The sequence below is a fragment of the Sphingomonas telluris genome (assembly GCF_022568775.1).
Classification (GTDB): domain Bacteria; phylum Pseudomonadota; class Alphaproteobacteria; order Sphingomonadales; family Sphingomonadaceae; genus Sphingomicrobium; species Sphingomicrobium telluris.
Genome location: NZ_JAKZHW010000001.1, coordinates 1,413,118 through 1,437,296, shown reverse-complemented (window position 1 = coordinate 1,437,296; position 24,179 = coordinate 1,413,118). Strand labels below are relative to the sequence as shown.

The following is a 24,179-nucleotide window of genomic DNA, read 5'->3' as shown; positions in this document are numbered from 1 at the left end:
ACCCGCATCCATTACGAGCTGACCATAACCATGAGGTTCATTCGAAATAGAAAGGTGAATCTCATGAAACTACTCAAGCTCTATAAGATCGAACCCATTGGTCTCCCTGTCACCCACGTTGCTGCACGCTCGGAAGAGCAGGCGATGCAGATGTATGTAACTTCGGCGGCAGCGCGGGAGCTTCCTGATCGGGCGTTCTCGGTCGAGCTCGTCGCACTCGATGGTCTCAACCGGGACAAGCGGATTCAGCTTGAAGCGCTCCTAGCGACTTCGACCGAAGGCATCGCCCGCTACGATCAAGATGCAGGATGGGTGATCGACTCCGAAGGCTGGTCTTCATTCGACAGCGATGAAATGGAGCTCTCGGGCGTGCGCATATTTGAAATGAGAGACCCGACGCCGATCGAAGCATTCGTGCTCGCCGCCGACTTTGATCGTGCGTCTGAACTTTTCGGGCTTCACCTCCAGGCGCACGGTGGTGATCGTGACTCCTTGCTTTATAGGGAGTGGTCGATCGATGCCCTGCCTAACCCCGGACAATCTGTGGTTCGCGAAGCCCTGGAGCTGCACCGCGAAGGGTTACTCACCAGCGATGCCGTTGGTCGGTGGGTCTTCATTACCCCACTCGCCGATCGCTCCGTTGCCGTCTGCGATCGATAGATAGCGATAGGGGCGGCGGCGTGTAATGCTGCTCGTCGTCGTCCCTGTTCGATTGCCGGTCCGTGTGCCTGCAATAGAAGTTTAGAGCGGTGGCGAATGAATCTGCCCTCCACTTCGGCGGCGGCATCGACGGCTGGTTCTCGGCAGTTTTCCGGCGCTTTCGGCGGGTCTGGGAACTTGTGTCGCAATCTTGGTGCGGTTGAACGCATCAACCAAATCCCGGCGGTCACTCCGTGGTATAATCGCTGATGCCAAAGAAGCACCGCAACCTCATCACCGAGAAGAAATGGCTCAAAGCCGTCGATGCGTATGAACTCGGCCATAGGAATGGTAGTCAACTCGCTCGCGAGCTCGGCGTTTCACCCGCGACGGTCTCCCGCGAGCTCAAGCGTCGCGGCGCTCTCAAGGGTCGCAGAGTTGCTGAGACCTTGGTCGAGCTGGAGGTGTCGCTGACTACTAAGGCGCGGCAGCGAGCTCGCGAGCGCTCATTGAAGGAGATCGTAGCGTTAGAGCGCGTAGCGCTGCTCAACGTCATGATCGAAGACATGGTGAAGAGCGTTCTCACGGCAGGGGGCGCGGAGGAGTTGGCTTTGGCTGCGTCCAAGGTTGCTGAGGTTCGAGAAGCCTTGGGTCGGTAACGATCCATCAGCGCCAGGCGCGATATTTCCGTTGCGGCTTGTTGCCTTAGGATAAGGCTGGCTATTACGGTTGCGCTCGGAACCAGCCGCGGGGTGTATGCCGCGGCTGATGGGGGAATAACGTGCCGGGCAGTTTCTACGAACAACCGATCCTGAATTCGCCTTACGCGATCCCCGCGCTCCACCATCCGCTGGACGAGCATGGGCAGCCGCTCGACCTGCCGCCCATAAAGGGGCGCCGCCCTTCGAAGTTCATCGTTCCGGTTCCGAAGTCCAGGAAGCGGCAGGCGCCGGCGCAAGGCACGCTCGATCTGGAGAGCTATACCGACAATGCTCTGATCAACGAGGTCAGAGGATACGTTGATGCGTGGCGCAGCATCCCCAACCCGGCAGACTGGGGTGTGACGGCAGCAAGCCAGCGGCTGCTCGATTACTGGCGCAATCATGAGTTCTCCGGCGTGCGACCATTCTTCTGTCAGGTCGAAGCTGTCGAAACGATGATCTGGCTGACCGAGGTAGCCCCTCAACGCTCCGCCACGAAGAAGCTCACCGAGCAGATCTTGCAGGCAAATCGGGAAGCCAATCCCGATCTCTTCCGCATCGCGATGAAGATGGCGACGGGCAGCGGCAAGACCACGGTGATGGCCATGCTTATCGCGTGGCAGACCGTAAACGCGGTCAGGCAGCCCCATTCGAAGAATTTCAGCAAGGCATTCCTCATCGTCGCGCCCGGCATTACGATCCGTGACCGGCTTCGGGTCCTGCTCCCCGAGGATCCCGACAATTACTACGTCACTCGCGAGATCGTGCCGCCGGAGATGATTGGCGAGGTCCGCAAGGCTGAGATCGTCATCACCAACTACCATTCCTTTCAGCACCGCGAGGTTCTGCAGGCGCCGAAGGTCGCGAAGGGGCTGCTCCAGGGTAACGATCCTGAACCGATCCGCACGACCGAGACCGACGGGGAGATGCTCAAACGAGCCTGCGGAAGTTTACTCAGCCACCGCAATGTAAACGTCATCAACGACGAGGCGCACCACTGTTACCGGCACAAGGTCGGCGGCGAAGAAGAGAAGATCACGATCGAGGAAAAGGAGGAGGCGGCCGAGAACGAGAAGGCTGCCCGCCTCTGGATCAGCGGCATTGAGGCGTTGAAGCGCAAGGTCGGCGTCCGTGCGATCTACGACCTCTCGGCGACGCCGTTCTTCCTGCGCGGCTCTGGCTATGAAGAAGGCACGCTCTTCCCATGGGTCGTGTCAGATTTCAGCCTGATGGACGCGATCGAGTGCGGCATCGTGAAGCTCCCTCGCGTGCCCGTCTCCGACAACCTGCCGAACCAGCAGGACGTGCTCTATCGGCACCTGTGGAAGCATATCGGCAAGAGCATGCCGAAGACAGCAGCGGCGGCGGGCAAGATGAGTCCGTTCGATTTGCCGAACGAGCTGCAGACTGCACTCTACGCTCTCTACAGCCATTACGAGAAGACGTTCCAGCTCTGGCAGGCCGAGAGCATCGGCGTGCCGCCGGTGTTCATTGTCGTGTGTCAGAACACAGCGATCTCCCGCTTGGTTTTCGAGTGGATTTCGGGGTTCGAGCGTGAAGTCGGCGAGAAGGGCGATGAGCGCGCTGCCTTCCACGGTGGCAACCTGGAGCTGTTCCGCAATTATGATGAGCATGGCGGACGTTTGTCGAAGCCGAGGACGTTGCTGATCGACTCTCGCCAGATCGAGTCTGGTGACGCCCTAGACAAGAATTTTCGCGAAATGGCTGTGCCGGAGATCGAGCAATTTAAGCGTGAGCTTGCCCAGCGCGGCGGCGCGGGAAGCGTCGGCGACATCAGCGACGAAGACCTGCTGCGCGAGGTCATGAACACCGTCGGTCGCGAGGGCCGCCTGGGCGAGCAAATTCGCTGCGTCGTTTCGGTGTCGATGCTGACCGAGGGTTGGGACACCAACACCGTGACACATATTCTCGGTGTGCGCGCATTCGGGACGCAACTGCTGTGCGAGCAGGTGGTCGGTCGCGGTCTTCGTCGTCAGTCATACGAGCTCAACCCCGAAACGGGATTGTTCGACGTTGAATATGCGGACGTCATGGGCATCCCGTTCGACTTCACCGGCAAGCCACAAGTGGCCACGCCCCGACCGCCGAAGCCGATTACCCGCGTCCACGCCATCAAGGAACGGTCCGAGCAGGAGATCATGTTCCCGCGGGTCACTGGTTACCGACGCGATTTGCCCGAAGAGCGGCTGGTCGCCGAGTTCACCGAAGACTCCAAGCTCATCATAACTCCCGAGGACATTGGCGCGACAAAGGTCTTCATGGAGGGCATCGTCGGCGAGGGAGTCATCATCACGCCGGAGGTGCTGGAAGGGCTGCGGCCCTCCACGATCAGCTTCAACCTCGCCAAACACCTGCTCTACACCTGCTTCCTCGACGAGGACCGCATCCCGAAGCAGCACCTGTTTCCGCAGATCCAGCGGATTGCTCGACGATGGATCGACGAGGGCTACCTTGTCACCAAGGGAGTGCCGACCGGCGCGATCCTCTACCTCAATCAGCTCGCCAAGGCGGCGGAGCGGATCGACCGTGCGTGTAACCGCGGCGCTGGCGAGGATGCCCGCATCAAAGCGATCCTCGACCCCTACAATCCGAAGGGCTCGACCAGGTTCGTAAACTTCATCACGTCGAAGACATGCCAAGTGACTGGATCGAAGCCACCCAAGTGCCAGATCAGCCACGTCGTCCTCGACAGCGACTGGGAAGGCGTCATGGCGGACGTGTTCGAAAGCCATCCGCGGGTGCTGGCTTACGCGAAGAACCAGGGCATGGGCCTTGAGGTGCCATATCTCGATGGCGGTATTTCGCGCCGCTACGTCCCCGACTTCGTGGTGCGATTGGACGATGGTGGTGACGAGCCGCTGAACCTGATCCTGGAGGTCAAGGGCTATCGCGGCGAGGATGCTAAGGCGAAGGGCGACACCATGATGAGTTACTGGGTGCCCGGCGTGAACGCGCTCGGCGAGTTCGGTCGCTGGGGCTTCGCCGAGTTCGGCGATTGGGCGGTCATGGATGATGACTTCGCGAAGCTGGTGGACCGCTTGCTAGTGAAGGAATTCGCATGAGTTCCAGGCCAACCCCAAGTCTCGACAAGCTGCTGTGGGTGAAATTCGGCTGGTCAGATTTCTATCGAGGTGGGCCGGTGGACGGGAACTTCCCGTGGATCAAAGGCGGCGAGCAGGGGCACGAAGCCTGGAACTTCCTGCGCCAAAGCGACGGCACCTACTACTGCTACACTCCGCCCCAGGGAGGCAGCGGGACGCCCTGGAACCCAGACCTTCATGGCTGGACAGTCGTCTGCCTTGCGAAGGATCCGCATCGCCAAGGCGTGAACGTCGTCGGCTGGTATGAAGACGCGGAACTGATGGGAAAATATGAGATTCGCCCCGACGGCTTCGACCCTGGCGGCGTCGAGCCAAGTGACGAATATTACTATTCGATCCGTGCGAAGAAGGCGTTCCTGGTCCCGCCGGAATTTCGGACCCACCCATTCTCTCACACGAGCATTCGGCAGGGCAAATACTCCTTCCTCGCCGGCCCAAATGTAGTCACGAACGACAACAAGCGCGAGGTTCGCGCAATTCTCGAGGAGCGCCTTAGGCGGCTCAAGAACGTCGCAATCGAGAATCCAGACGTCGAGACTGCGCCGGACCGTGACAACGACGAGATCGACCCACTTTGCGGCTTCGGTGACGCCGAGCACCGCAAGAGCGTCGAAGTGGCGGCGGTCGAAGCTGCCAAGGCGGTGTTGACCAAGCAGGGTTACAAGTGTGTGTCACGCGAGGATGACAATGTCGGCTTCGACCTCGAAGCGACACACAAGAACGGCAGCACCCTCCATGTCGAAGTGAAAGGGACGGCGAGCAAACAGGCCCGCTTCTTCCTGACAGCTAATGAGCACGGCTACCGCGAAGCCTCGGAATGGCGGCTTGCGATGGTCGTTGACGCACTCAGCAAGCCCCAGGTGCAAATTTACGACCTGCGGGAATTTGAACGAGAATTCGAAATCGCACCGATGGTGTGGAAGGGAACGAAGAGGACTCAATCGTAATGGCGCGGAATAACGGGCAAGGCAGCCGCCCGAAGCAGATCGGCACGCTCACGCATGACGAGGCGCGGCGGCGCAACATCCCGACGGCGGAGATGGAGAGCTTCTTCCTTCGCGAGGAGGATCGTGATCCACGCGAGCCGGTGCATTACGAGCGCTCACGGCCACTGCCGGAGGGAGAAATGAGGGACCGCGACCCCGATCTCGACCCGCAGATCATCTGGAACGGCGCTCGCATCCGGCTCAGCAAGGATCAGATGAAGCAGCTCGCCGAGACGGGTGAAGTCGAGATCGGCGACGCGCAGCTCGTCTGGCGCGGCAAGGACACGCAGGACTGGTCGGACCTGATTGTCCAAGTGCCGCCGCTCTACATTCAGGAGAAGGTCCACCCCAAGGCGATTATCGACGACCTCAAACGTCGCAGTAATACTACCCGCGAAGCAGAGAGCGACGCGCCGGACCTGTTTGCCGACTTCAACGGCCTGGACCCTGAGGCGAAGGCGGAGTTCTACGCCCACGATTTGCACTGGTCGAACCGTATGATCCTCGGTGACAGCCTGCAGGTGATGGCGAGCCTTGCCGAGCGTGAGAGCCTGCGCGGCAAGGTGCAGTGCGTGTATTTCGATCCACCCTATGGCATCAAGTTCGGCTCGAACTGGCAGGTTTCCACGCAATCGCGTGACGTGAAGGACGGCAAGCAGCAGGACATCAGCCGAGAGCCCGAACAGGTGAAAGCGTTTCGCGATACCTGGAAGGATGGCATCCACTCATACCTGGCCTACCTCCGCGATCGCTTCACGGTAATGCGGGATCTGCTTCACGACAGTGGCTCAATCTTTGTGCAGATCGGCGATGAGAATGTGCATCGCGTGCGGGCGGTATTGGACGAAGTGTTTGGCACTGAGCAGTTCGTTGCGCAGATCACCTTCCGCGTGAAGAGCCCGTTGGGTGTGTCTGACCTTGCACGAACAACCGATTTCATTTGTTGGTATTCGAAATCGAAAGACCACATGAAGTTTCGGCAGGCGAAAAAGCCCAAGCTGCTTTCAGAACATCCAGAGTTCACGCAGGCGTTGGATGATGACGGCCGCACTATCTCTCGCACGAGCGCCGAGGAGCACGGCGTTGCAGCTGAAAGATTCTTCACGGCGCAAAACCTGGCCTCGTCAGGCTACACTCAGTCTTGCACGTTTCCATACACTCTCGCTGGTAGGACGTTTGCGTCTCCCAAGGGTAAGAGCTGGAAGACGAATCTCGACGGCATGAATCGCCTCGCTATGGCGGATCGGCTGCAGCCTCTGACAACCAGTCTGCGTTGGCGCTACTTCTTTGGCGATGCACCGTCCGAGGTAATCACCGACGTCTGGACGGACACCTTTTCAGCGTCAGACAAGACGTATGTGGTGCAGACCTCAGAGGCTGTCATCCAACGCTGCATTCTCATGACAACCGATCCCGGCGATCTCGTTTTGGATCCCACCTGCGGATCGGGAACAACTGCTTATGTTGCAGAGCAGTGGGGACGGCGGTGGATCACAATTGACACCAGCCGCGTAGCGTTAGCGCTGGCCCGAACTCGGATCATGGCTGCGCGGTTTCCTTGGTATCAGTTAGCCGACAGCCGTGAGGGCGCCGCGAAGGAAGCTCAGTTGTCCGGCCGCGTGCCCGAAGATCGAGTCTTCGCGAACGACATTCGCCAAGGATTTGTTTACGAGCGAGCGCCGCATGTCACGCTCAGATCGATTTCCAACAATGCTGAAATCGATGTGATTTGGGAGAAGTGGCAAAAAGCGCTTGAGCCTCTGCGCGCATCTTTAAATGCGGCGCTCAATAAGAGCTGGGAGGAGTGGGATGTCCCACGCGCCGCGGGAGAGTCCTGGCCACCCAAAGCGAAAGCCGATTTGACCTCGTGGTGGACGGCGCGGACAGATCGTCAACGCGAGATCGATGAATCTATCGTCAGGGGCGCAGAGGTCGAAATGCTCTACGACCGCCCCTACGTCGATAACAGCCGTATACGCGTCGCTGGGCCCTTCACCGTTGAGAGCCTTTCGCCACACCGCGTGCTGCCTGCGAGCGATGCCGAACTGATCGAAGAAATCGATGCCGCCGAAGGCAAGCGCGTTCGCACGGAATCACCCGAGAACGATTTTGCGCAGATCGTCATTGAGCACCTCAAAACGGCTGGTGTTCACCAGCACGACAAGGGCGACCGCATCACATTCGACAGCGTGCACCCATGGCCGGGCAACTGGATAGGTGCGGATGCGAGCTTCACAGAGGGCGACACCGGCGTCGAACGCCGGGCAGGAATCTTCATCGGTCCAGAGTTCGGCACGGTTGGCCGCTCTGACTTGGTCGCTGCGGCTCGCGAAGCAGCCGATGCTCGCTTCGATGTAGTGATCGCCTGTGCGTTCAACTTCGACGCGCACTCGTCTGAGTTCGATGGCCTTGGCTCGCTCAAAATCATCAAGGCGCGCATCAATCCTGACATGCACATGGCCGGTGAGCTCAAGAATACCGGCAAAGGCAATATGTTTGTGGTGTTCGGTGAGCCTGACATCAACGTGCTCGACGACGGTGGCGAGACGATCCGCGTTAAGGTGAATGGTGTCGATGTGTTCGATCCGAACACCGGCGATATTCGCTCCAACGACACTCGCGGTATTGCCGCGTGGTTCGTGGACACGGATTACAACGAAGAGAGCTTCTTCGTGCGCCACGCCTACTTCCTGGGCGCGAACGACCCATACAAAAGCCTCAAGACCGCCCTTCGTTCAGAGATCGACGAGGAGGCTTGGAGCACGCTCTACAGCGACACGTCACGCCCATTCCCGCGGCCGACGAACAGTCGCATCGCGGTGAAAGTGATCAACCACTTCGGCGACGAGGTGATGAAGGTGTTCGGGGTCTAACGATGGCTCCGTCGGCTCAGGATCCGATGGCAGTATGGACCCATGGGGGGAATGCCAATTCAGACCTCTTTTCCGCGTTGCTGGACCGATCCGACCTTAGCGATCTTAAATCAATTGTTGGCGGGTTCGCATTCGTCTCGCTTTCGGGTGCAATGCATTTGAGGAACGTCTTGCAGTCGGACGCTCGCCTGCTGGCGTGCAAGAAGACTCTCATGATTGGAATCAGTCAGGGGATTACGGAGCCCCAAGCGGTAAGAATTCTTAGAGACATCCCGAACACCAGCGCAAAGCTCTTCACTCCGCAGAAGAAAGTGACATACGAGTCCCTGTTCTCCCCGCCGGTGTTTCATCCAAAATTTCTGTTCGTTGAATCCAAGAATCTCAACGACTGCTGGATGATTGGATCGGCAAATCTCACCGGAGCTGCGATCGGGCTGCAGGGAAAGAACATAGAACTTGCGTCGATTGCAAACCTTACAGGCAACCCCGCCAAGCAGAGGCGTCAGCAATTAGAGGAGTGGATGAGCGCGTTTGCCGGGCTATTGCGGCCAGCGACCGATCCATTGCTCGCTGCTTACTCAGAGGCAAGACTTGACGCTTTCAAAACGAATCCGGCGTTGCTTGCAGCCACCGAACCCAGCTCGGACTTGTCCCTCGCGTCAGAGCTGTTTGTGGAAGTTGGTGCAGCCAGTGGCATTGCTAGACACCAGGTCGAGTTCAACCGGCACTTGGCAACGTTTTTTGGCAAGCCGTCAAAAAAGCGGAGAGACTATGTCCTGACGGACGGCCACACGTCTTGGTCGGGGCGACCACTTACTCCTAAGACAACCAGCTTCGGGGTAGAAATATACCGTTTGGGAATGCCCACGACCACGAAGGGTGGAGAACCGATCGCTGGACGCGCAATCCATTTCAAGCGCACCAAAAATCCGCGCAAGTTTGAGTTCGATGTCACCGATCTTGGTAGCAATGCCTATGAGTCGTGGTTCGGACAGGCCAATCAATACGGACATGTCGGCTCAACCTCAGGGGGACGTCGGTTCGGCTACATTTTTTAGAGTCTGAACGAACCGGCTGTGGAGGGTAATGCGTAGATGGGTAAGGGGGGATACCTGGGTGGCTCGACGATCATTCGTGCATGGGGCGGGCAGCCGTCGCGTGCGAAGACGAGAGCCGCACCGATTGATCTAAATGCGCATCTGAAAAAGCCGAAGAAGCAAATCAACAAGAAGCCGAAACGCCAGAAGCTTACGGCTGCGCAGAAGGAGGCCGAACGAAAGGCCAGAGAAGCTGCCAAAAAAGCGCAGCCAAATGTCGTCGTCGAGGTGCGCGGCGCAAATCCACAGAACGCTGGGAGAGAGGCTGCCAGGCGGTCATTAAAGGGCAATGGGCTTACGATTCCTGACCAGGTCGCCAAAGCCAGCAAGACGGTGCGGACTATCGAAGCTGACATTGCGAAAACGAAGCTACGCCTGGTCAACCTGGAGCGTCTTTTGGTTGAAGCGCGGAAGCAGCTGGAGCGGGCAGAGAACTCGCCTCGCCGCACTGCTCTTGGGCAGGCCCTTGCAGATGCGCGCCATAAGCGGCGAAGCGAATGAACCTCCATCTTGCTGATACTTTCACGGCAGCGCTGGCGCGGCTGCCCGCGCATGAAGCGAAAGCCGTGAAATCCACGGTCGTTGACCTGCATATCGATCCGAGCGGCAACGGCCTACAGATGCACCGGATCGACAAGTCGAAGGATCCGAACTTCTGGTCAGTGCGCGTGAACCGCGACCTGCGTCTAATCGTTCACAAGAATGCGGACAGCGTGCTCGTTGCCTATGTTGGCCACCACGATCCAGCCTACGTGTGGGCCGAGCGCCGGCGGATTGAGGCGCACCCGCGCACCGGCGCAATGCAGATCATCGAAGTGCGGGAGTTGGTCGAGGAGACTCAGCAGCCCTCCGCCTTCAATTTTGAAAGTCTCACTGAGGCTCCTGCTGCCGAGGAGCTTCCGGTCTTTGCGGGACTCGATGAGGATCAGCTCATGTCTGTCGGCGTGCCGGCCGACTGGGTTGAAGACGTGCGCGGCGCAACCGAAGATGGCTTCTTCAAGCTTGCTGCCCACCTACCCGATGAAGCGGCGGAAGCGTTGCTCGAATTTGCGGCGACGGGAAAGCTTCCTGCGCCTGCACCAGCCGCTACGATCAACCCATACGAACACCCCGACACGCTCAGGCGCATCCGTCCGATCGCGGATCAGGAAGAGCTGGAGCAGGCCCTCTCGTTTCCTTGGGACAAGTGGGGCGTATTCCTGCACCCGTCGCAGCGAAGCTCGGTCGAGCGAGATCATGGCGGATCCGCACGAGTGGCAGGCTCAGCGGGGACGGGGAAGACGATCGTGGCGCTTCATCGTGCTGTTCGTCTGGCCAAGACTAATCCACGAGCGCGCATCCTTCTAACCACGTTCTCCGACCCGCTCGCCGATGCTCTCAAGAAGAAGCTCGCGGTGCTCTCGCCTGAGACGAGCGGAGTAGTGCGGCGGATCACGGTCGAGTCATTCCAGCGCGTGGCCGAGCAACTCTTCCAGCTGGTCCATGGCGCTCGACCGCGGATCGCAGGCGAGCAGTTGCTACGGGGCCTGCTCAAGAAGGCTGCTGAGCAGCACAACGTCCGTGGGTTTTCGGAGCGCTTCCTGCTGTCGGAATGGACGCATGTCATCGACGCCTGGGGTATTGCGAGCGCTGAGGCTTTCCGCGACGTGCAACGCATGGGCCGAAAGAGCCGCTTGGGACCGAACCAGCGGGAGCGGCTCTGGCCGGTGTTCGAGAGTGTCCGCTCTGTCATTACCGAGCAGGGCCTCACGACCTGGGCGACGATGTTTAGCGAGCTGGCCGAAACTTACTCGGCCAAGTCAGAGAAGCCATTCGACCACATCTTGATCGATGAGGCGCAGGATCTCGGTCCGGCCGAGCTTCGGTTCTTCGCGGCTATCGCTCCCGTCGGCGAGAACACTCTCTTCTTTGCAGGCGATTTGGGACAGCGGATCTTTCAGCATCCCTACTCATGGAAGAGCCTCGGCGTTGATGTTCGCGGTCGCTCATCGACGCTCAAGGTCTGCTATCGCACGTCACAGCAGATCCGCTCCGCGGCCGATCGGTTGCTTCCCGAACAACTGCGGGATGTCGATGGGGTGGAGGACGAACGCCGCGGCACAATCTCCGTATTCGAGGGACCACCTCCGCATGTCGAGGTCTGCGGATCGGCAAACGACGAAGCCGCTGCGGTCGCGCAGTTCATTGATGCTTCGATTGAAGCTGGCGCTGCTCCTGACGAGATCGGAATCTTCGTGCGCACTCCACAGCTTGTCGAGCGTGCGAAAGCAGCGGTTGAGCGTGCGTCTAATGGTGCGCGACCGACCATTAGCGTCATGCACCTTGCGAAAGGTCTTGAGTTCAAGTCGGTCGTGGTGATGTGCTGCGACGAGGGCGTGCTGCCCCTCGATGAGCGGGTCGCCGACGCTGCGGATGAAGCCGAGCTTGACGACATCTACGAGACAGAGCGACGGCTGCTCTACGTCGCCTGCACTCGGGCGCGGGACAGCCTTCTGGTCACCGGGACGAAGCCTGGGTCGGAGTTCCTTCGCGACCTCATGCGGGAGCGATCGCCCAGGTAAGCCGGTATAGAAAGGCTGTTTGAGCATACCGTTTCGAGCTTGCTGCCAACTGGTAACCCATTTCAGTGCAAGCTGAATCGAGGAAGCCCTAGGACCGGCGGCGTGCTGTCACCCTGATGCTGCCTATCAGGCGCCCTAAGCCAGCATTACCCATCCACTGGCCTTAACCTCGTTGGACTGTCGAGAGTAATCGGGGACAAGCGTCGGCATTGAGAACGTATCATGAACTAGCAACAACGCCTTGCAGGACCTATCAAGCCCCTATGGCGACAGTCGACACGCCGGATGAGGAGCAAGCTGCGCCAGAAGCGCCGGTCGCTTGGATGGAGCGCGCCCGAAAGTCTGCCATGACTATTCGGTCTCGACTACTGCTCGGTGCATCGGGTCGTTCTGTTCGTGCCCTCTATTGGCTGAGGCAGCATGGCCGGAGGGCGGAGGTCGTCGCATGGCTGATCTCGGTAGGCGTCGGGGCAAAGCTGCTCAGCGAATTACGGCTGGGAATCGCGGCGTGGTTCGCTCCGCCTCGCCTAGGGGGTCTCCAGACTTTACTGGTCGGAACCGGCACGGCCCTTATCGGCGGCACAGCTATTGCCGCATCGCTCGTCCTGTTCGCAATGCAGGTGAACGTCGAGCGCCTGCCGTTCGGGCTGTTTCGTCGCCTAAGTTCGGATCTCAAACTGCTGCTCGCGTTCGCTGGATCGTTTGGTCTTGCAATCGGTGTCGCCTCATTTTCGCTGATCTCTTCACCGGCAAACGCCGCCTTCTGCGTCGGCGCAGCCATCTTGTTCGTCCTGCTGATCTTGAGGTCGTTCCTCTATGCGTATCGGCGATCGCTGGCTTTGATCAGTCCAGAATACCAGCTCGAACTGATCAAGCTCGATGTAGCGAAGGAAGCGAGACGCTGGGATCGGCGCGCTCGTTGGGCAGAGCCGCTTTTGGACAAACAGCAGGCCGACGGCAAATTTGACCAATTGCGATACACAATCTCGCAGGTCGATCCGCGGCTGCGCATCGCTGCGGACAAAGGATTGAAGCACTCAGTCGCGCTGGCGCGCAAGCTTAGCGATCAGGGTGATGCCATTGCAGCTGAGTCAGCCCTCCAAACCGTGGTGGTTATCAATCAGCTTTATGTGGCGGCGCGGGGACGATCGTTCTTCGCGAGCACGTTGATCGGCGACAACGAGCATGTTCACGACCCGATCATTACTCACTCGATCGAGGCAATAAAGAACTACTATCGGTCAGCCCTGGGTCGTCGAGACGAAGAGCAGATGATCAGTGCGCTCGGCACCCTGAAAGCGCTGGCTGGGGCGTATCTAGGGATCGAGTATCGTGATGACTTCGATTCCAAGACCCACGCTTGCTACGCTGCGGGACAGTTGCAAACCGAAGTCGAGCAGCTAGTCGCACATTTGATGCCAGACGCGCTCTATCGAGCCGTGGGTATCCTTGGGACTTGCGCCCGCGAACTCGCCGTCAGATCTCGGCCTGAGGACGCCGTGCCGCTGGTTCAGAAGATTGCCGCGCTCGGAGCCACCGGCGCGGCTCGTGAAGATCACATCGTCATCACTCACGCTGCGACAGAGCAATTGGCGAAAATGACGGTCCTGCTCTTCGGCGTGGAGCGCTTTGATCCGGGCTATGCCACACGGGAAACCCTAGCGAGCACCATCAGTATGACGAAGCTCGTTCTCGGGAGTTCTCACGCCCGTCAGGCACCCTTCGGATCGCCGCTGGATTCTTATTTCAGTGGTGTTCCTCGTAAGCTAGGCGAGCTGACCAATGCGCTCTTGAAAGCGGACGTCGGCGACGAGCACGCGCAGCAGGTTGCCAGGAACGTCGAGGAATGGGCGGAGGAGCTCCATCGGCCCATCAAGGAACTGCTTCTGCAGTCGGTCGAGAAGCAGTCCATTTTCACGATTATTCTCATCCAGTTCGTTCACTCAGTCACAGAAGCGCTGCTCGCGATGGCTTCGGCCGAATGCTGTCGTGATCACGAGAGAGACGAATTGCGAAAGCACGCGCTCTGGCTGGTTTCTGTCTTCTCGTGGTTGCCGACAGAGCCCGACTCCGCGCTGCACGTCCATAATCTGTCGTTCATCGAGTATCTTCTGCAAATTGCGGGGGCTGCTCGGCGGTGGGGCGGCGATGATGTTCTTGACGAGGTGAGGAAACGCCTACTGAAATGGAGCATCGCCGTCTCGCTGCATCAATGGGACGCACTTGAGAATGGCATTTATGCCCTTGCTTCAATGGCAGTGGCCCAAGGCGATGGAGAGCGTGATCGTTTGCTCCGAGACCTCCAAGCAAATGTGAATGAGGCTTTCGTAGGCAAGGAGACTAGGGATCACGTCGCCCGCGAATTGCGAATGAAGGCAGAGAATTTGCGCGATCGCCAGTTCGAGATCAACGTGATCGAACGAGCGCTGACTTCGGTGGAGCGAGAGCCCATCAAAGCGCTGCTACGGGATGCTGCGAACATATTGTCGCCAGATACGAAGGACGAACCAGTAAGATCGGTGATCCTTTGAACGACATCGCCACGCCCGAGTAGGCGTCAGCTTCGGTCGAAACCGGATGATGTGCGCCTGCGGTCCACGCCGCGGCGTCGAAGCGCTTTATCGTCCGTAGAAGGAATCAAAGACCCGCACGACATCGGCATAGCGCCGCTCCAAGTTCACGAACCGCGAGCCGTTGTATGAGCCGATCCGGTCCTGATCGGACGGGAACTGATACCCCAAGGTCCGCAACGTGGGAATGATTGGCTTCCAGAGCGCCACAATGTGCGTCGGTGCAAGCGCGTCGATGAGCGCGCTGGTGTGCGTCTCCCAGCAGCGCGAGAGTATACCTGTGCCACGGAAAAGGCTGGGAAGATTGCTACCGAGCGGGCGCGTGGCGCATTTGACAACCTCGACGTATGCGATGTCGCGAATGTCGAAGCTCAATCGGCGGCGGGCATCGGTGTTCACCATTTGAGGCCAATGCGCCATGCTTTCGGGAAGAAAGGCCATGAGCTCTTCGAAGGCTTCCTGGTCACCCCGCGCAACTCGCTCTTGCAGTCGCAACATTCGCGCATCGTTCTCATGGTGGATGCCCGCATGCGCCAGGCCGGGATTACCCGCGATCACCACCAGCCCCCGGTAGTTCGGGCCAACGTAATCAGGCGCGGGAAACGCGAGCGGCATTTCCCCCCCGATGGCAGCGAACTCGGCTCTGCAGGTTGCCACGTGCGGACAGGCGGCAACCCGAACGGCGTGCTCGAAGAGGTTCCGGCGATCGATTGGCCTATTCACAGTGCGCTCTCTAAGACTACGCTACACGACCTTGCCGGTGTGCTGAAAAATTAGGTCCGCGTGGGTGTGTGGCCGCTCGCTCATCACGGCGGGAAAGACGACTTGTTGAAGGCACCGAGCGACGATTAGTTCGAAGTCGCGCACTGGGTCTCTTTCGTAGGTGCTGTAATATTCCTCGTATTTGCTGGACTCGTAAACGTTCGGCGCGCCTCCATGGATAACGCTGGCGCGCAACCTGAGAATGAGCCGGATGCGCTCGCTAGTATACTCCGGTCCCATTACCGGACCCACCGCGTCTACAACTGCCTGAGTGGCCTGAGACGCATCGCCGAAAATCGCATCGATAGCAGCGAACAGGGTCGGGAACCGCTTCACTGGATCGGGCGCCCATGCCCGATAGTAATATTCGAGAGCGCGCATTTGGCGTCTGTGCTCATTCGAGGGCGAGACCAGCTTTTCCGCAAGCACCGACAGCCACTCACGGTCCGATGCATCTAAGACTAAGCTCTCCATAAGGGGCGGGGTGTGAGGATCGCCGAAGGAGATCGTGCAGCGGTCGTCGAAACTCGTGTATCCGCCGAACATCTTTCGTCCGCTGAACATGTATCGTTCGCTCCGGTGGGGAAGCAGCGCCACGGCACCAAGGACCGCAGCTCGTATCTGCTTGGCCGCGTCCAGCGTCGGGGCTTCCACGCCGAGCCACGACGTCGGGCTATGGCGTATCCCGTCCCACTCTCGCACCGGGGGGAAACTATCAGGAACCAGGTCCGTGTGGACCTGGTGGGCGGTCAGTTGATCGGCGAGGGCGGGTGGAGAGCAGATAAAAAACCTGCTCGAGTCGAAGGCTGCATCGGATGCGATTGGGATCAGGGGGAACAGAACGATCTGCCGGGGTTCCACGAATAGAGCAGACGCGCCGGCCGCGTTTGCGAGCCGCTCCTTCGTGTCAGCGCTCAGGTGCTCATCATACGAGCAGCTGAATCGGACGCCGAAGGCTTGCTCAGCGAGTAGGTAGTAATGGTCGCTTATGAAGCGCTTGAGCCTGCTATTGACCTCATCCATCGAGAGCGAGCGCAGGTGGGGAGAACCGTGCCGTCGCACGTAAAGTGCCGCCTGGAGCAAAGCCTTGCTGTCGTAGTTTACCTCCGTCCCCATGCGAGCGAGGGCAATCGGCTCGCCGGGTCCGGCGAACATGAAACTCGACCGGAGGCGATCGGGGTGACGGCCCTGGAACATGGACGCGAGTAATAACGACACCGCTTGCATGGCATGATTCATGACCGAAGCAGATAGCAAACCGCGTATCACGAAGCGCTCGATTTTCGTTTCCGAAGCTCGATTTATGCAACATGCCGCGGATCATATTCTCACCTGCAGTGTTCGGTTGGTTCAAATTGAACTCGACCGGTTGTCGAATCGCGTTTTTGTTGGGCAAATCGAGCTCCAGCCGTGCGCATAGCATCGAAATATCAGTAGGTTAGCTGAGGCTGCTCGTGTTGACATCGCAGGTCCGTCCTATTGGCAATCCAGTGCGTCACAGTCGCGGATGATCGATCGGCGATCCAATCATTAGACGTCAGACGCCGTTCATCGGGAGGGTGCCAGGAATGGCCATCACCTGAGATCGCAACCGAGCGCCCTGTGACAGAGAGACCTATCGTGCTCTCGCTCGCAGGAGATGCATCATGGAAAAGGCATATTGGCTCGGCCGGAATAGGGCTTCGCTCAAGGCCGCCCAGCACGCAGTTAGCGCGGAGGCACGGCTGATTCATTACGATCTTGCCGGTCGCTACAGTTTGAAAGCCCTCTCAGCTGAGACGCAGGCAATCGATCTTGCTGATGTGCTGCCGCCCGCGATCTACGCGCGCAACGGCTCCAGCCCCAACAAGCTGCGCTCCAATGTCTGAGGTTGCACGCATTCTCGCTTTCGCCTCGGTGGTTCTGATGGCGATCTCATTCGCTATTTGGTCCAACAGGCTCCGAGGTCCGTTGCTGGAGCGGCTCGATGGGCAGCGGGCATCAAACGCGGCGCCGGCGACCCTTGCCATAACATTGCTCATGGTTGCGTTCGGCATCAGCGCCGTAGCAGCGGTGCTGGCGATCGGCGGCTGGATCGCTCCTTAGGTTAGGTGGGCGCGACCCCTCCGCTAGTTTACTCGCTCATCACTTCCCGCACTGCCGCCTCTACGTCACTCACGCGGAAGGGTTTGCTAAGCACAGGATGCTGAGGCATCCGGGACCGCGCGTCGTCGGCTCGCCCTGTGATGAAGATTACCGGGATTGGATTTTCAGAGCAGATGGTCTGGACCGCATCGATACCGGAACCGGGCTTCAGCTCGATGTCGGCAGTGATCAAATCTGGGCATCGTTGCCTCGCTGCGGTTACCGCTTCATCGAGCGACACAGCGAAGTCAAAAGATGTGAAGCCGCAGCTGCTCAGGAGCCCTTCAATCGTTATGGCGATCAGATCGTCGTCCTCGATAATCAACGCGTGCATCGCCTGCTCCCCTGGAAGTCAGGAGCGCGGCTGCACTCCAGCACTGGTCGATGGTGGCCAAGTGTAACGGGTCAACGCTTCGCGGGAACTAAGAGGCCCCGGATGTTTTGAGTTACTGTTCGGCTTCGGACAGTGTATTGTTGCAAAACCATCGGACAAGCTTGGCGAGCCGATGGCAGAGAGATGTGCGAAGCTCCCGCCCAAGGAGCGCTTCAATGAATCTGCCTCACGATCTGGCCCAAGCGCAGGCGCTCGCGCTGGCGATCGTTGACACTTTGCCAGAACCATTCCTGGTGCTCGATGACGAGCTCCAACTCTTAGCCGGCAGCCGTTGCTTCTACGAGGTCTACGGCGAGGATCCCGCCAGTGCGCATGGCCGTTCCATGTTCGAGCTGTCGGGCGGACAATGGGACATCCCTGGGCTCAGGCAGCTTCTTGCGGCCGTCGTTGACGATCGCACCGCCATCGACAGCTTCGAGTTTGAGCGTAACTTCGCGAAGCTCGGCAAGCGCACGCTGCACCTGAACGCTTTGCCCATCCGCGATAAAAGCGGGTCAGGGCGGATGGTGCTGGTCGCGATCAAGGACATCACCGAGCGACGCGCTGCTGAACAGGAGAAGCAGCTACTCTTGGAGCACACGGAGGAGCTGCTCGAACAGCAAAAAACGCTCCTGCGCGAGATGCGGCATCGCATCGCGAACAGCCTGCAAATCATTGCCAGTATCCTGCTACTGAAAGCGGGGGCAGTAAGTTCGGAAGAGACCAAGAACGAGCTTCGTGCAGCTCACCAGAGGGTCATGTCGGTGGCCGCGGTGCAAGGCCACCTGCAGGCCTCGGACGGTATCGAGCAGATCGAGATGGGTCCCTATCTGGCGAAACTGAGCTCGGGCCTCGCTTCGTCGATGGTCGACCCTCGGCAAAACATCGATATTACCGTTACTTCCGATCGAGGGGTGCTCCCAACGAGCCATGCGGTGAGCATCGGGTTGATCGTTACCGAACTGATCATCAACGCCGTGAAATACGCCTTCCCCGAGGGGCGCTCATCAGATCGCATTCGCGTGACCTTCGAGATGGCAAAATCAGACTGGAAACTCACCGTCGCCGACAATGGCACGGGACGAAGGCAAGAGACGGAGTCGGGCACATCGACGGGATTGGGCACCGCGCTCGTCGCGGCATTGGCTAAGCAGTTGAAGGCTCAAGTCTCTGAAACATCGTCCAGCGAGGGTCTCGTCGTGGCGGTGACCAAGGCGACATTTGAATCACGATTGCCGCGGGCGGCATGAAGAACGCTTAGCGGGGACATCGAGTGCGTGACTGGCGGGACAGCGGGTTCATCGATACAGGCAACGTTCTGCAGACGTCGCTTGCAAAAAGGCGCCCAGCCGAAGCCGGACGCCTTTCGCGTGACGAACAAACCTATCAACGCGTGATGTCGAGCAGTGCCAGGATCATCTGAGACTGACGGTCGATCTGGTAGACGCGCCCATTGTCATAACCGTAATAGACGCGAGCATCATCGACATACTGGCCGCGATACTCGGCTGGCAGGTTGACCATTCGGGCGGTGACGTGCTGACCAATCCTTGCATCACCGTTGAACCGATCGCCGGGATGCAATCCTGCAAACCTGGCGTCGGGCACCCACTGCCCATTGATACTGCGACTTTCCCAACTCGCCGTATCACCGCGGCGACCGTTGTGATCGCGACTGGCGATACGAATGTCCTCGGCTAGTGCGGTGCTGCGTTGCAGCAGCTGGGCATGTTCGCGGCCGCTGATACCATTTGGACTGAACCTGCGTTCAAGTCGCACCAGCTGGCTTAGTTCTTCGCGCAAGGCGAAGCTTTCACGCCGTGAGATCGCGCCCTCGCTGACACCCGCGTCAATCTGCATTCGGAGCTGCTGGCTGTAAGTGCGGCTATGGCCCCACTGCGTAGGTGCAGGCGTGTTCGGTGTCTGGCTGTAATTCGGCTCATGGACCCACTGGGCGGAGGCTGGCGCTGCGAGCGAAAGCGCGGCAACGCCGGCCATCAAGCTGTAAATCATTTTCATCGGATGTTCCTTTGGCTCCCCGGTCCGGGGGAGGCGGTCGCACCGCCAATCGCCCGAACCCCTTGAGGCTCGAGCGATCGGCGTCGAAGAGCGGGAACGGAGACGAGCTTCGCCGCCGTTCGCGCCACTTGGTTAGATGGTCTGAAGGTTCAGCGCGCAGGGCTGGCGCTGGGGGTTCGTGCCCACGTCATAGGAAAGACGCTGACCGACCGTCGGGACGGCGTTGTTTCCCCACGAGAAGGCGTTCCGCTCAAAGCGAAGCAGATCGCCGCCGGTCTCCGGCTTGATCTCGCCGTGGCCGTTGCCGGTGTCAAACGAGCTGACGGTTCCAAAATATTTCATGTTGAGTTCCTTTGTTGGCAGAGGCCGGAATGGCACCCTACCGCTAGGAGACGATAAAGATGGAGGAAGGTGCGGCTTAGCGCCCAAGACCGTCGATTGCGACTGGTAGCAACGAAAAGATAGTTGTTGTTGGACAGTTAAACAAGGCAATCCCTAAAATATAAATCGTCGTAACCTTAGAATATTCATAATAAACTGTCGTCGAGCATCTAGTAATATCCTCGCCGATCACTACCTTACATTTTGATAGAATGTTATCGAGGAGAAGCGCGATGTTCGGGTTTACTGGTGCTGACAGCGCAGAGACCGTCGTCCGCAAGCGGGGATATATGGCCGACGCGCAGGCGCGCTGGCCCTTCCTCACCCACTTCGATGCATCCACAATCAAGAACGAACGGCAACTCGCCACAATGGTAAAGGAGCGCTGCTCCCGGCCGCAGGAAGACGCGGAAGCCGACGTCCACGAATGGATGGAAGGCAAGGCGTTCTAACGATGGAGACGGAGCGCCGCACTCCGCCTGAGACCCCCCTGTTCTTCAACGAGCTCGGGGTGAACAGCATCCAGATCGGCGTTGCAGCCTTTCATTGTATCGGTGTGATGCCTCCCCACGATCATCCGCACGTCTATCTCAACATGGGAGAGGAAACAGATATTCTGTGCCCATATTGTTCGACAGAATACCGCTTCAACGCTGCGCTTCCGTGGAATGAAACAATCCCCCACAACTGCTGGGCGGCCCAAGCGAAGCAGCCCCGCCCCGTTCCCCACGTGCAATGAACAATGAGACACTTCGGAACCGTCAAATCGTTCGACGCCACGACTGGCCACGGTTCGATCTGCCCAAGTCGCGCCGGCGGACTCATCGGCTTTCAAAAGGGCCCCGCTCTTTGGCAACGAAGCGTCGATCCGGTTTCTGGGCAGCGCTTATCGTATGAGCTGGTCCTTACGGACCGCGGAGCACGAGCGGTCAAGCTGCGGAATGATTGCGAGCGCAGTTGAAGCGCATGCGCTCGTTTAGGGCAAATATTCGAAAGGAACCAAGATGAGCGCATATCCGGATGACGAGCCCAGCAATGCCGAGCTCGAGCACTATGGCATCGAAAGAGTTCCCGCTGACACCTTCGTTTGGCAGGGCTACCGTTATACACAGGCGAGAGACGCCCTGGCGGCGGCGAAGCGCGCGGAGAAACGATGAGCCGCGTAATCCTGCTGGCATTGAGCGAGGCAGACGTAAGAGCGCACTGCGCTCGCCTTGCGATCGGGGTCTCGTCGATTGAAGATCTGTTGGGCGGCGGTGTCCGGTTGGTATGCCAAAGTAGCGCGGGAGCCGAGACGATGAGGCACAAGCTGCAAACGGCTCTGATCCGCGGTGAGGTGGTTCGTGAAAGGGTTCGTCCGTCGAAGCATCGAATGTGAGGCCGAAGCCAGCTTGGCCTACGATCGGCTAGATCGCTCTCTCATTGCATATCAATCGTTACTAGTCCCATCGAGCTCGTCTAGGATGCGTTCGGTCTCGGCGACCAGTCTCAGACGCTCTTGTTCATCGATTCCCGCCATCGCTAAGCCACCGGCCAGCACGGATGCCGCATCTTCTGTCGAGATTTGTCGCAATCGCCGGTCAATGACTTTTAGCCGCGCAAGGATGCCCTCATCATTCATGATGCTTTTCGTTTCGGTCGGAGATGTTGCGAGCGCGGGTGCGGGTCGGTCATAGGTTGTGGCAAGGACGGCGCCTGGCACTGGTGTGTTCCGCTTGATGAACGCTTCGGCCTCTCGCATCGTCGCGAACGCATGTTCGCTGGTTTCGCCTCCGTGATGTTCCAAGAAAACGACATACGGCAGGTCGGCGTTTGAGGCGCGCGTGACCCGCCCGCTCGTCGAGCTCATGTGACCACCTTCATTGTCCCACGATTGCTCCTCCCGTTTCGTTGCGTCGCTGGCGAGCTTGGTGTCGACCTCCTCGGCTGCTGACCGAAAGGCGGTGAAGCTTTTGTCTTTCGCATTGCCGGGATCAGGCATGGGATTTCTCCTAAGCTCAGGCGTTAGGCGCCATGAGCGGACTTCTAGATATGGGGACGGACGTGACTAGTTGCGAGCTGCTCCCGGCTTTGGCTCGGCCGACCTCCGGTGGTAAGTTTGAGAGGGATTCTCACCTACAGTGTTCGGGTGGTTCAATGTGAACCAGAACCGTTGCTGAAACCCCTTTTTGTTGGCCAAATCGACTTCAAGCAGCGGTCAGATCATTGAAAAATCAACACGTTAGCTGAGGCTGCTCGTGTTGACATCGCAGGGGGGTGGTCGCGGAATCGACCGTTCGGCAACCGATGCGCCCAGACTGGGACGTCCTAGAATTTCGCCGAGCAACTGATCCTGATGGTGCCGATCAGCCGCGGTCCAAATTCAAACTGCCATCCAGCAGTCGAACTATTCGGCGCGGCGCTGCCAAAGCATTGGTCCGTAAGCCGCGAGGAAGAGAGCTAGACCGGCAATCCAAGTGAAACCGCTGATGTCTAGCAGCAACCGATAGGAAGCCAGCCCGAGCGATGCGGCTACCCTCAAGAGAGCGGCTACCGTCACGCAGATGTAGAGGACGACAGTTGCCCTGCTAGCTTTCAGAGCCCGTCCGGTATGGCCCAAAGTCGCTCGTGTCATCACGGCAAGGATCATCGTCGTCATCGCTCCGGCTGTTAAAGCGTGAATTGCGGCGCTGCGGGGAACGTCAAAGCCGCCGACGCTCAGGCCAAGGAGCAGAAGGCCGATCGGGATCCATGCATAACCAACATGCAAGATCAGGACGAGCGGATCACTCACCGCTCGCATTCCGCCCCAGCGCGAAAGTCGAAGGAACTGGGCCGCGCCGGCGAGCACAAGCGCGAAGCCTGTCAATTGATTGTCCGGGAAGCCAAGCCACAGCAGCAAAGCGACCGCGGTTGAGACGATCACCAGCAGGTCGAGGCGTTGCGGCTGCGTCGGCAGCCCCCGCTTCATTCCTTGCTTGGCCATCCAGTTGCGCGTGAACGATGGGATAATGCGACCACCGATCAGGGAAATTATGACAATTATTAGCGCGATCGCTCCTCGCCAGCCCAAGTCCGCAGAGACCATGCCGGCTGCGCCAGCGTAATCCGCGGCGTCGGCGAGTCCGAACAGAAGGACCAGGCCGACAATGGGCACATTGCGATTGTTGCTCGCGAGCACTTCGCGCGCTGCAAGCAGGGCAAGCGAAACAAACAGCCCGACATCGACGATAGCCGCGGGCCACAATCCGATGCGCGCTGACACCAGAACTGCCAATCGCGCCGTAGCCCACAAGCCGAACAGGCCGAGCAGCGGCGTCCCCGCAATCGGCAATCGCCCGGTCCAATTGGGGATTGCAGTCAGCAGAAACCCGGCTACCGCGGCGCCGACGAAGCCAAACAGCATTTCGTGGCGATGCCAGGCAACCGCCTCGAAAGCGGTAGGAAGGCCAACTTCACCGGCAAGGGTGCATAGCCAAAGCGCGATTGCGATTATTGCCCAGGTTGCAGCGCCGAAAAAGAAGGGACGAAAACCCCCGCGCAGGATCGGTGGCGCCGCCCCTTCGCGCCTTTTTCTCAGCGCAAGCATCTGCTCGCCCCGCGTCACATTTTTGATCGAACTCTGGGTCATGAATTTCTAACTAGAAACAGCAAGCAGTTTCTCGAACATGATCGTTACCAGGAGCGAGCTGTCCTCGTGCGCCACCACCGAATGCTTCTCGCCGCGATCAAGATACATCCACTCTCCCGCACTGAGCTTCACCTGCGTCGCCCCGTCGAGCGTGACCGAACCCTCCAGACAAACGATGGTCACAAAACCAGGAACGGCATGCTCCGCGATCTCCTCACCGGAGCGAAGGATCAACTGCATTGCTTCGAATGCATCAGTCTTTACGAGCGCCGCAGTTTTAGCCTCATCAGAGGCCACAGACGGAAGACGAACGATTTCGCTCGGCACAAGGTGATGAAGAGCCACAATTGGATCTTTCGTT

23 protein-coding genes are annotated in these 24,179 nt (G+C 59.0%); 15 read left to right on the top strand and 8 right to left on the bottom strand.

The features are described 5' to 3' along the window. The first annotated feature begins 63 nt into the window (after positions 1-63). The 9 genes from LZ016_RS07315 (at position 64) to LZ016_RS07275 (ending at position 14,510) form a co-directional block, all read left to right on the top strand. Entirely contained in the window at positions 64-660 is a 597-nt protein-coding gene (locus LZ016_RS07315; protein WP_241446743.1) for a hypothetical protein, read from the top strand. A 248-nt stretch (positions 661-908) separates the two neighbouring features. After that, positions 909-1,298, top strand: coding sequence for a helix-turn-helix domain-containing protein (locus LZ016_RS07310; protein ID WP_241446742.1), 390 nt, complete (start codon positions 909-911; stop codon positions 1,296-1,298). 122 nt (positions 1,299-1,420) lie between these two features. Continuing rightward, entirely contained in the window at positions 1,421-4,423 is a 3,003-nt protein-coding gene (locus LZ016_RS07305) for a BPTD_3080 family restriction endonuclease (RefSeq protein ID WP_241446741.1), read from the top strand. After that, complete coding sequence (locus tag LZ016_RS07300) at positions 4,420-5,409, top strand: protein NO VEIN domain-containing protein (protein ID WP_241446740.1); 990 nt, start codon at positions 4,420-4,422, stop codon at positions 5,407-5,409. The genes LZ016_RS07305 and LZ016_RS07300 overlap by 4 nt, the downstream gene beginning before the upstream one ends. Next, positions 5,409-8,321, top strand: a complete 2,913-nt coding sequence (locus LZ016_RS07295) for a site-specific DNA-methyltransferase (protein ID WP_241446739.1) — start codon at positions 5,409-5,411, stop codon at positions 8,319-8,321. The genes LZ016_RS07300 and LZ016_RS07295 overlap by 1 nt, the downstream gene beginning before the upstream one ends. A 2-nt stretch (positions 8,322-8,323) precedes the next feature. Further along, positions 8,324-9,379 (top strand): hypothetical protein, encoded by a 1,056-nt coding sequence (locus tag LZ016_RS07290; RefSeq protein WP_241446738.1) that lies wholly within the window; start codon positions 8,324-8,326, stop codon positions 9,377-9,379. Positions 9,380-9,415: 36 nt separating this feature from the next. After that, entirely contained in the window at positions 9,416-9,919 is a 504-nt protein-coding gene (locus tag LZ016_RS07285) for a hypothetical protein (protein WP_241446737.1), read from the top strand. After that, a complete protein-coding gene (locus LZ016_RS07280; protein WP_241446736.1) occupies positions 9,916-11,979 on the top strand; it encodes a UvrD-helicase domain-containing protein in 2,064 nt (687 codons plus the stop codon). The genes LZ016_RS07285 and LZ016_RS07280 overlap by 4 nt, the downstream gene beginning before the upstream one ends. Positions 11,980-12,242: 263 nt before the next feature. After that, positions 12,243-14,510, top strand: coding sequence for a hypothetical protein (locus LZ016_RS07275; protein WP_241446735.1), 2,268 nt, complete (start codon positions 12,243-12,245; stop codon positions 14,508-14,510). A gap of 87 nt (positions 14,511-14,597) precedes the next feature. Here LZ016_RS07275 and LZ016_RS07270 read toward each other — a convergent pair whose 3' ends face one another. Next, positions 14,598-15,164, bottom strand: coding sequence for a hypothetical protein (locus LZ016_RS07270; protein ID WP_241446734.1), 567 nt, complete (start codon positions 15,162-15,164; stop codon positions 14,598-14,600). Positions 15,165-15,293: 129 nt separating this feature from the next. Then, a complete protein-coding gene (locus LZ016_RS07265) occupies positions 15,294-16,550 on the bottom strand; it encodes a hypothetical protein (protein ID WP_241446733.1) in 1,257 nt (418 codons plus the stop codon). A gap of 407 nt (positions 16,551-16,957) precedes the next feature. Between LZ016_RS07265 and LZ016_RS07260 the strand changes: the two genes are divergently transcribed. Further along, the gene (locus LZ016_RS07260; protein WP_241446732.1) at positions 16,958-17,179 is read left to right on the top strand and encodes a hypothetical protein; all 222 of its coding nucleotides are present in this window, start codon (positions 16,958-16,960) and stop codon (positions 17,177-17,179) included. Further along, positions 17,172-17,396, top strand: coding sequence for a hypothetical protein (locus tag LZ016_RS07255; protein ID WP_241446731.1), 225 nt, complete (start codon positions 17,172-17,174; stop codon positions 17,394-17,396). The genes LZ016_RS07260 and LZ016_RS07255 overlap by 8 nt, the downstream gene beginning before the upstream one ends. 28 nt (positions 17,397-17,424) lie before the next feature. Here the strand turns inward: LZ016_RS07255 and LZ016_RS07250 are convergent, their stop codons facing one another. Beyond that, positions 17,425-17,769, bottom strand: coding sequence for a response regulator (locus LZ016_RS07250; RefSeq protein ID WP_241446730.1), 345 nt, complete (start codon positions 17,767-17,769; stop codon positions 17,425-17,427). Positions 17,770-17,984: 215 nt separating this feature from the next. Between LZ016_RS07250 and LZ016_RS07245 the strand changes: the two genes are divergently transcribed. Continuing rightward, positions 17,985-19,058: a sensor histidine kinase gene (locus tag LZ016_RS07245; RefSeq protein ID WP_241446729.1), complete on the top strand. Its 1,074-nt coding sequence runs from the start codon at positions 17,985-17,987 to the stop codon at positions 19,056-19,058. 136 nt (positions 19,059-19,194) lie between these two features. On the opposite strand, the gene LZ016_RS07240 is transcribed toward LZ016_RS07245, so the two are convergent. Continuing rightward, positions 19,195-19,827, bottom strand: a complete 633-nt coding sequence (locus LZ016_RS07240) for a hypothetical protein (protein WP_241446728.1) — start codon at positions 19,825-19,827, stop codon at positions 19,195-19,197. Positions 19,828-19,959: 132 nt separating this feature from the next. Beyond that, complete coding sequence (locus LZ016_RS07235) at positions 19,960-20,169, bottom strand: hypothetical protein (RefSeq protein WP_241446727.1); 210 nt, start codon at positions 20,167-20,169, stop codon at positions 19,960-19,962. Positions 20,170-20,441: 272 nt separating this feature from the next. Here LZ016_RS07235 and LZ016_RS07230 point away from each other — a divergent pair, with 272 nt between their 5' ends. The 3 genes from LZ016_RS07230 (at position 20,442) to LZ016_RS07220 (ending at position 21,365) form a co-directional block, all read left to right on the top strand. Beyond that, positions 20,442-20,660 carry a hypothetical protein gene (locus LZ016_RS07230; protein ID WP_241446726.1) on the top strand — a complete coding sequence of 73 codons (219 nt, stop codon included), beginning with the start codon at positions 20,442-20,444 and terminating at the stop codon, positions 20,658-20,660. A 2-nt stretch (positions 20,661-20,662) separates the two neighbouring features. Beyond that, complete coding sequence (locus tag LZ016_RS07225) at positions 20,663-20,947, top strand: zinc-finger domain-containing protein (protein ID WP_241446725.1); 285 nt, start codon at positions 20,663-20,665, stop codon at positions 20,945-20,947. A gap of 265 nt (positions 20,948-21,212) precedes the next feature. Continuing rightward, positions 21,213-21,365 (top strand): hypothetical protein, encoded by a 153-nt coding sequence (locus LZ016_RS07220; RefSeq protein ID WP_241446724.1) that lies wholly within the window; start codon positions 21,213-21,215, stop codon positions 21,363-21,365. Between the two features lie 272 nt (positions 21,366-21,637). Here the strand turns inward: LZ016_RS07220 and LZ016_RS07215 are convergent, their stop codons facing one another. From LZ016_RS07215 to LZ016_RS07205, 3 genes are all read right to left on the bottom strand, one after another. Further along, positions 21,638-22,189, bottom strand: a complete 552-nt coding sequence (locus LZ016_RS07215) for a hypothetical protein (RefSeq protein WP_241446723.1) — start codon at positions 22,187-22,189, stop codon at positions 21,638-21,640. Positions 22,190-22,594: 405 nt separating this feature from the next. Further along, a complete protein-coding gene (locus LZ016_RS07210; RefSeq protein ID WP_241446722.1) occupies positions 22,595-23,818 on the bottom strand; it encodes an NnrS family protein in 1,224 nt (407 codons plus the stop codon). A 6-nt stretch (positions 23,819-23,824) separates the two neighbouring features. Then, positions 23,825-24,163, bottom strand: a complete 339-nt coding sequence (locus LZ016_RS07205; RefSeq protein ID WP_241446721.1) for a cupin domain-containing protein — start codon at positions 24,161-24,163, stop codon at positions 23,825-23,827. Between the last annotated feature and the right edge of the window lie 16 nt (positions 24,164-24,179).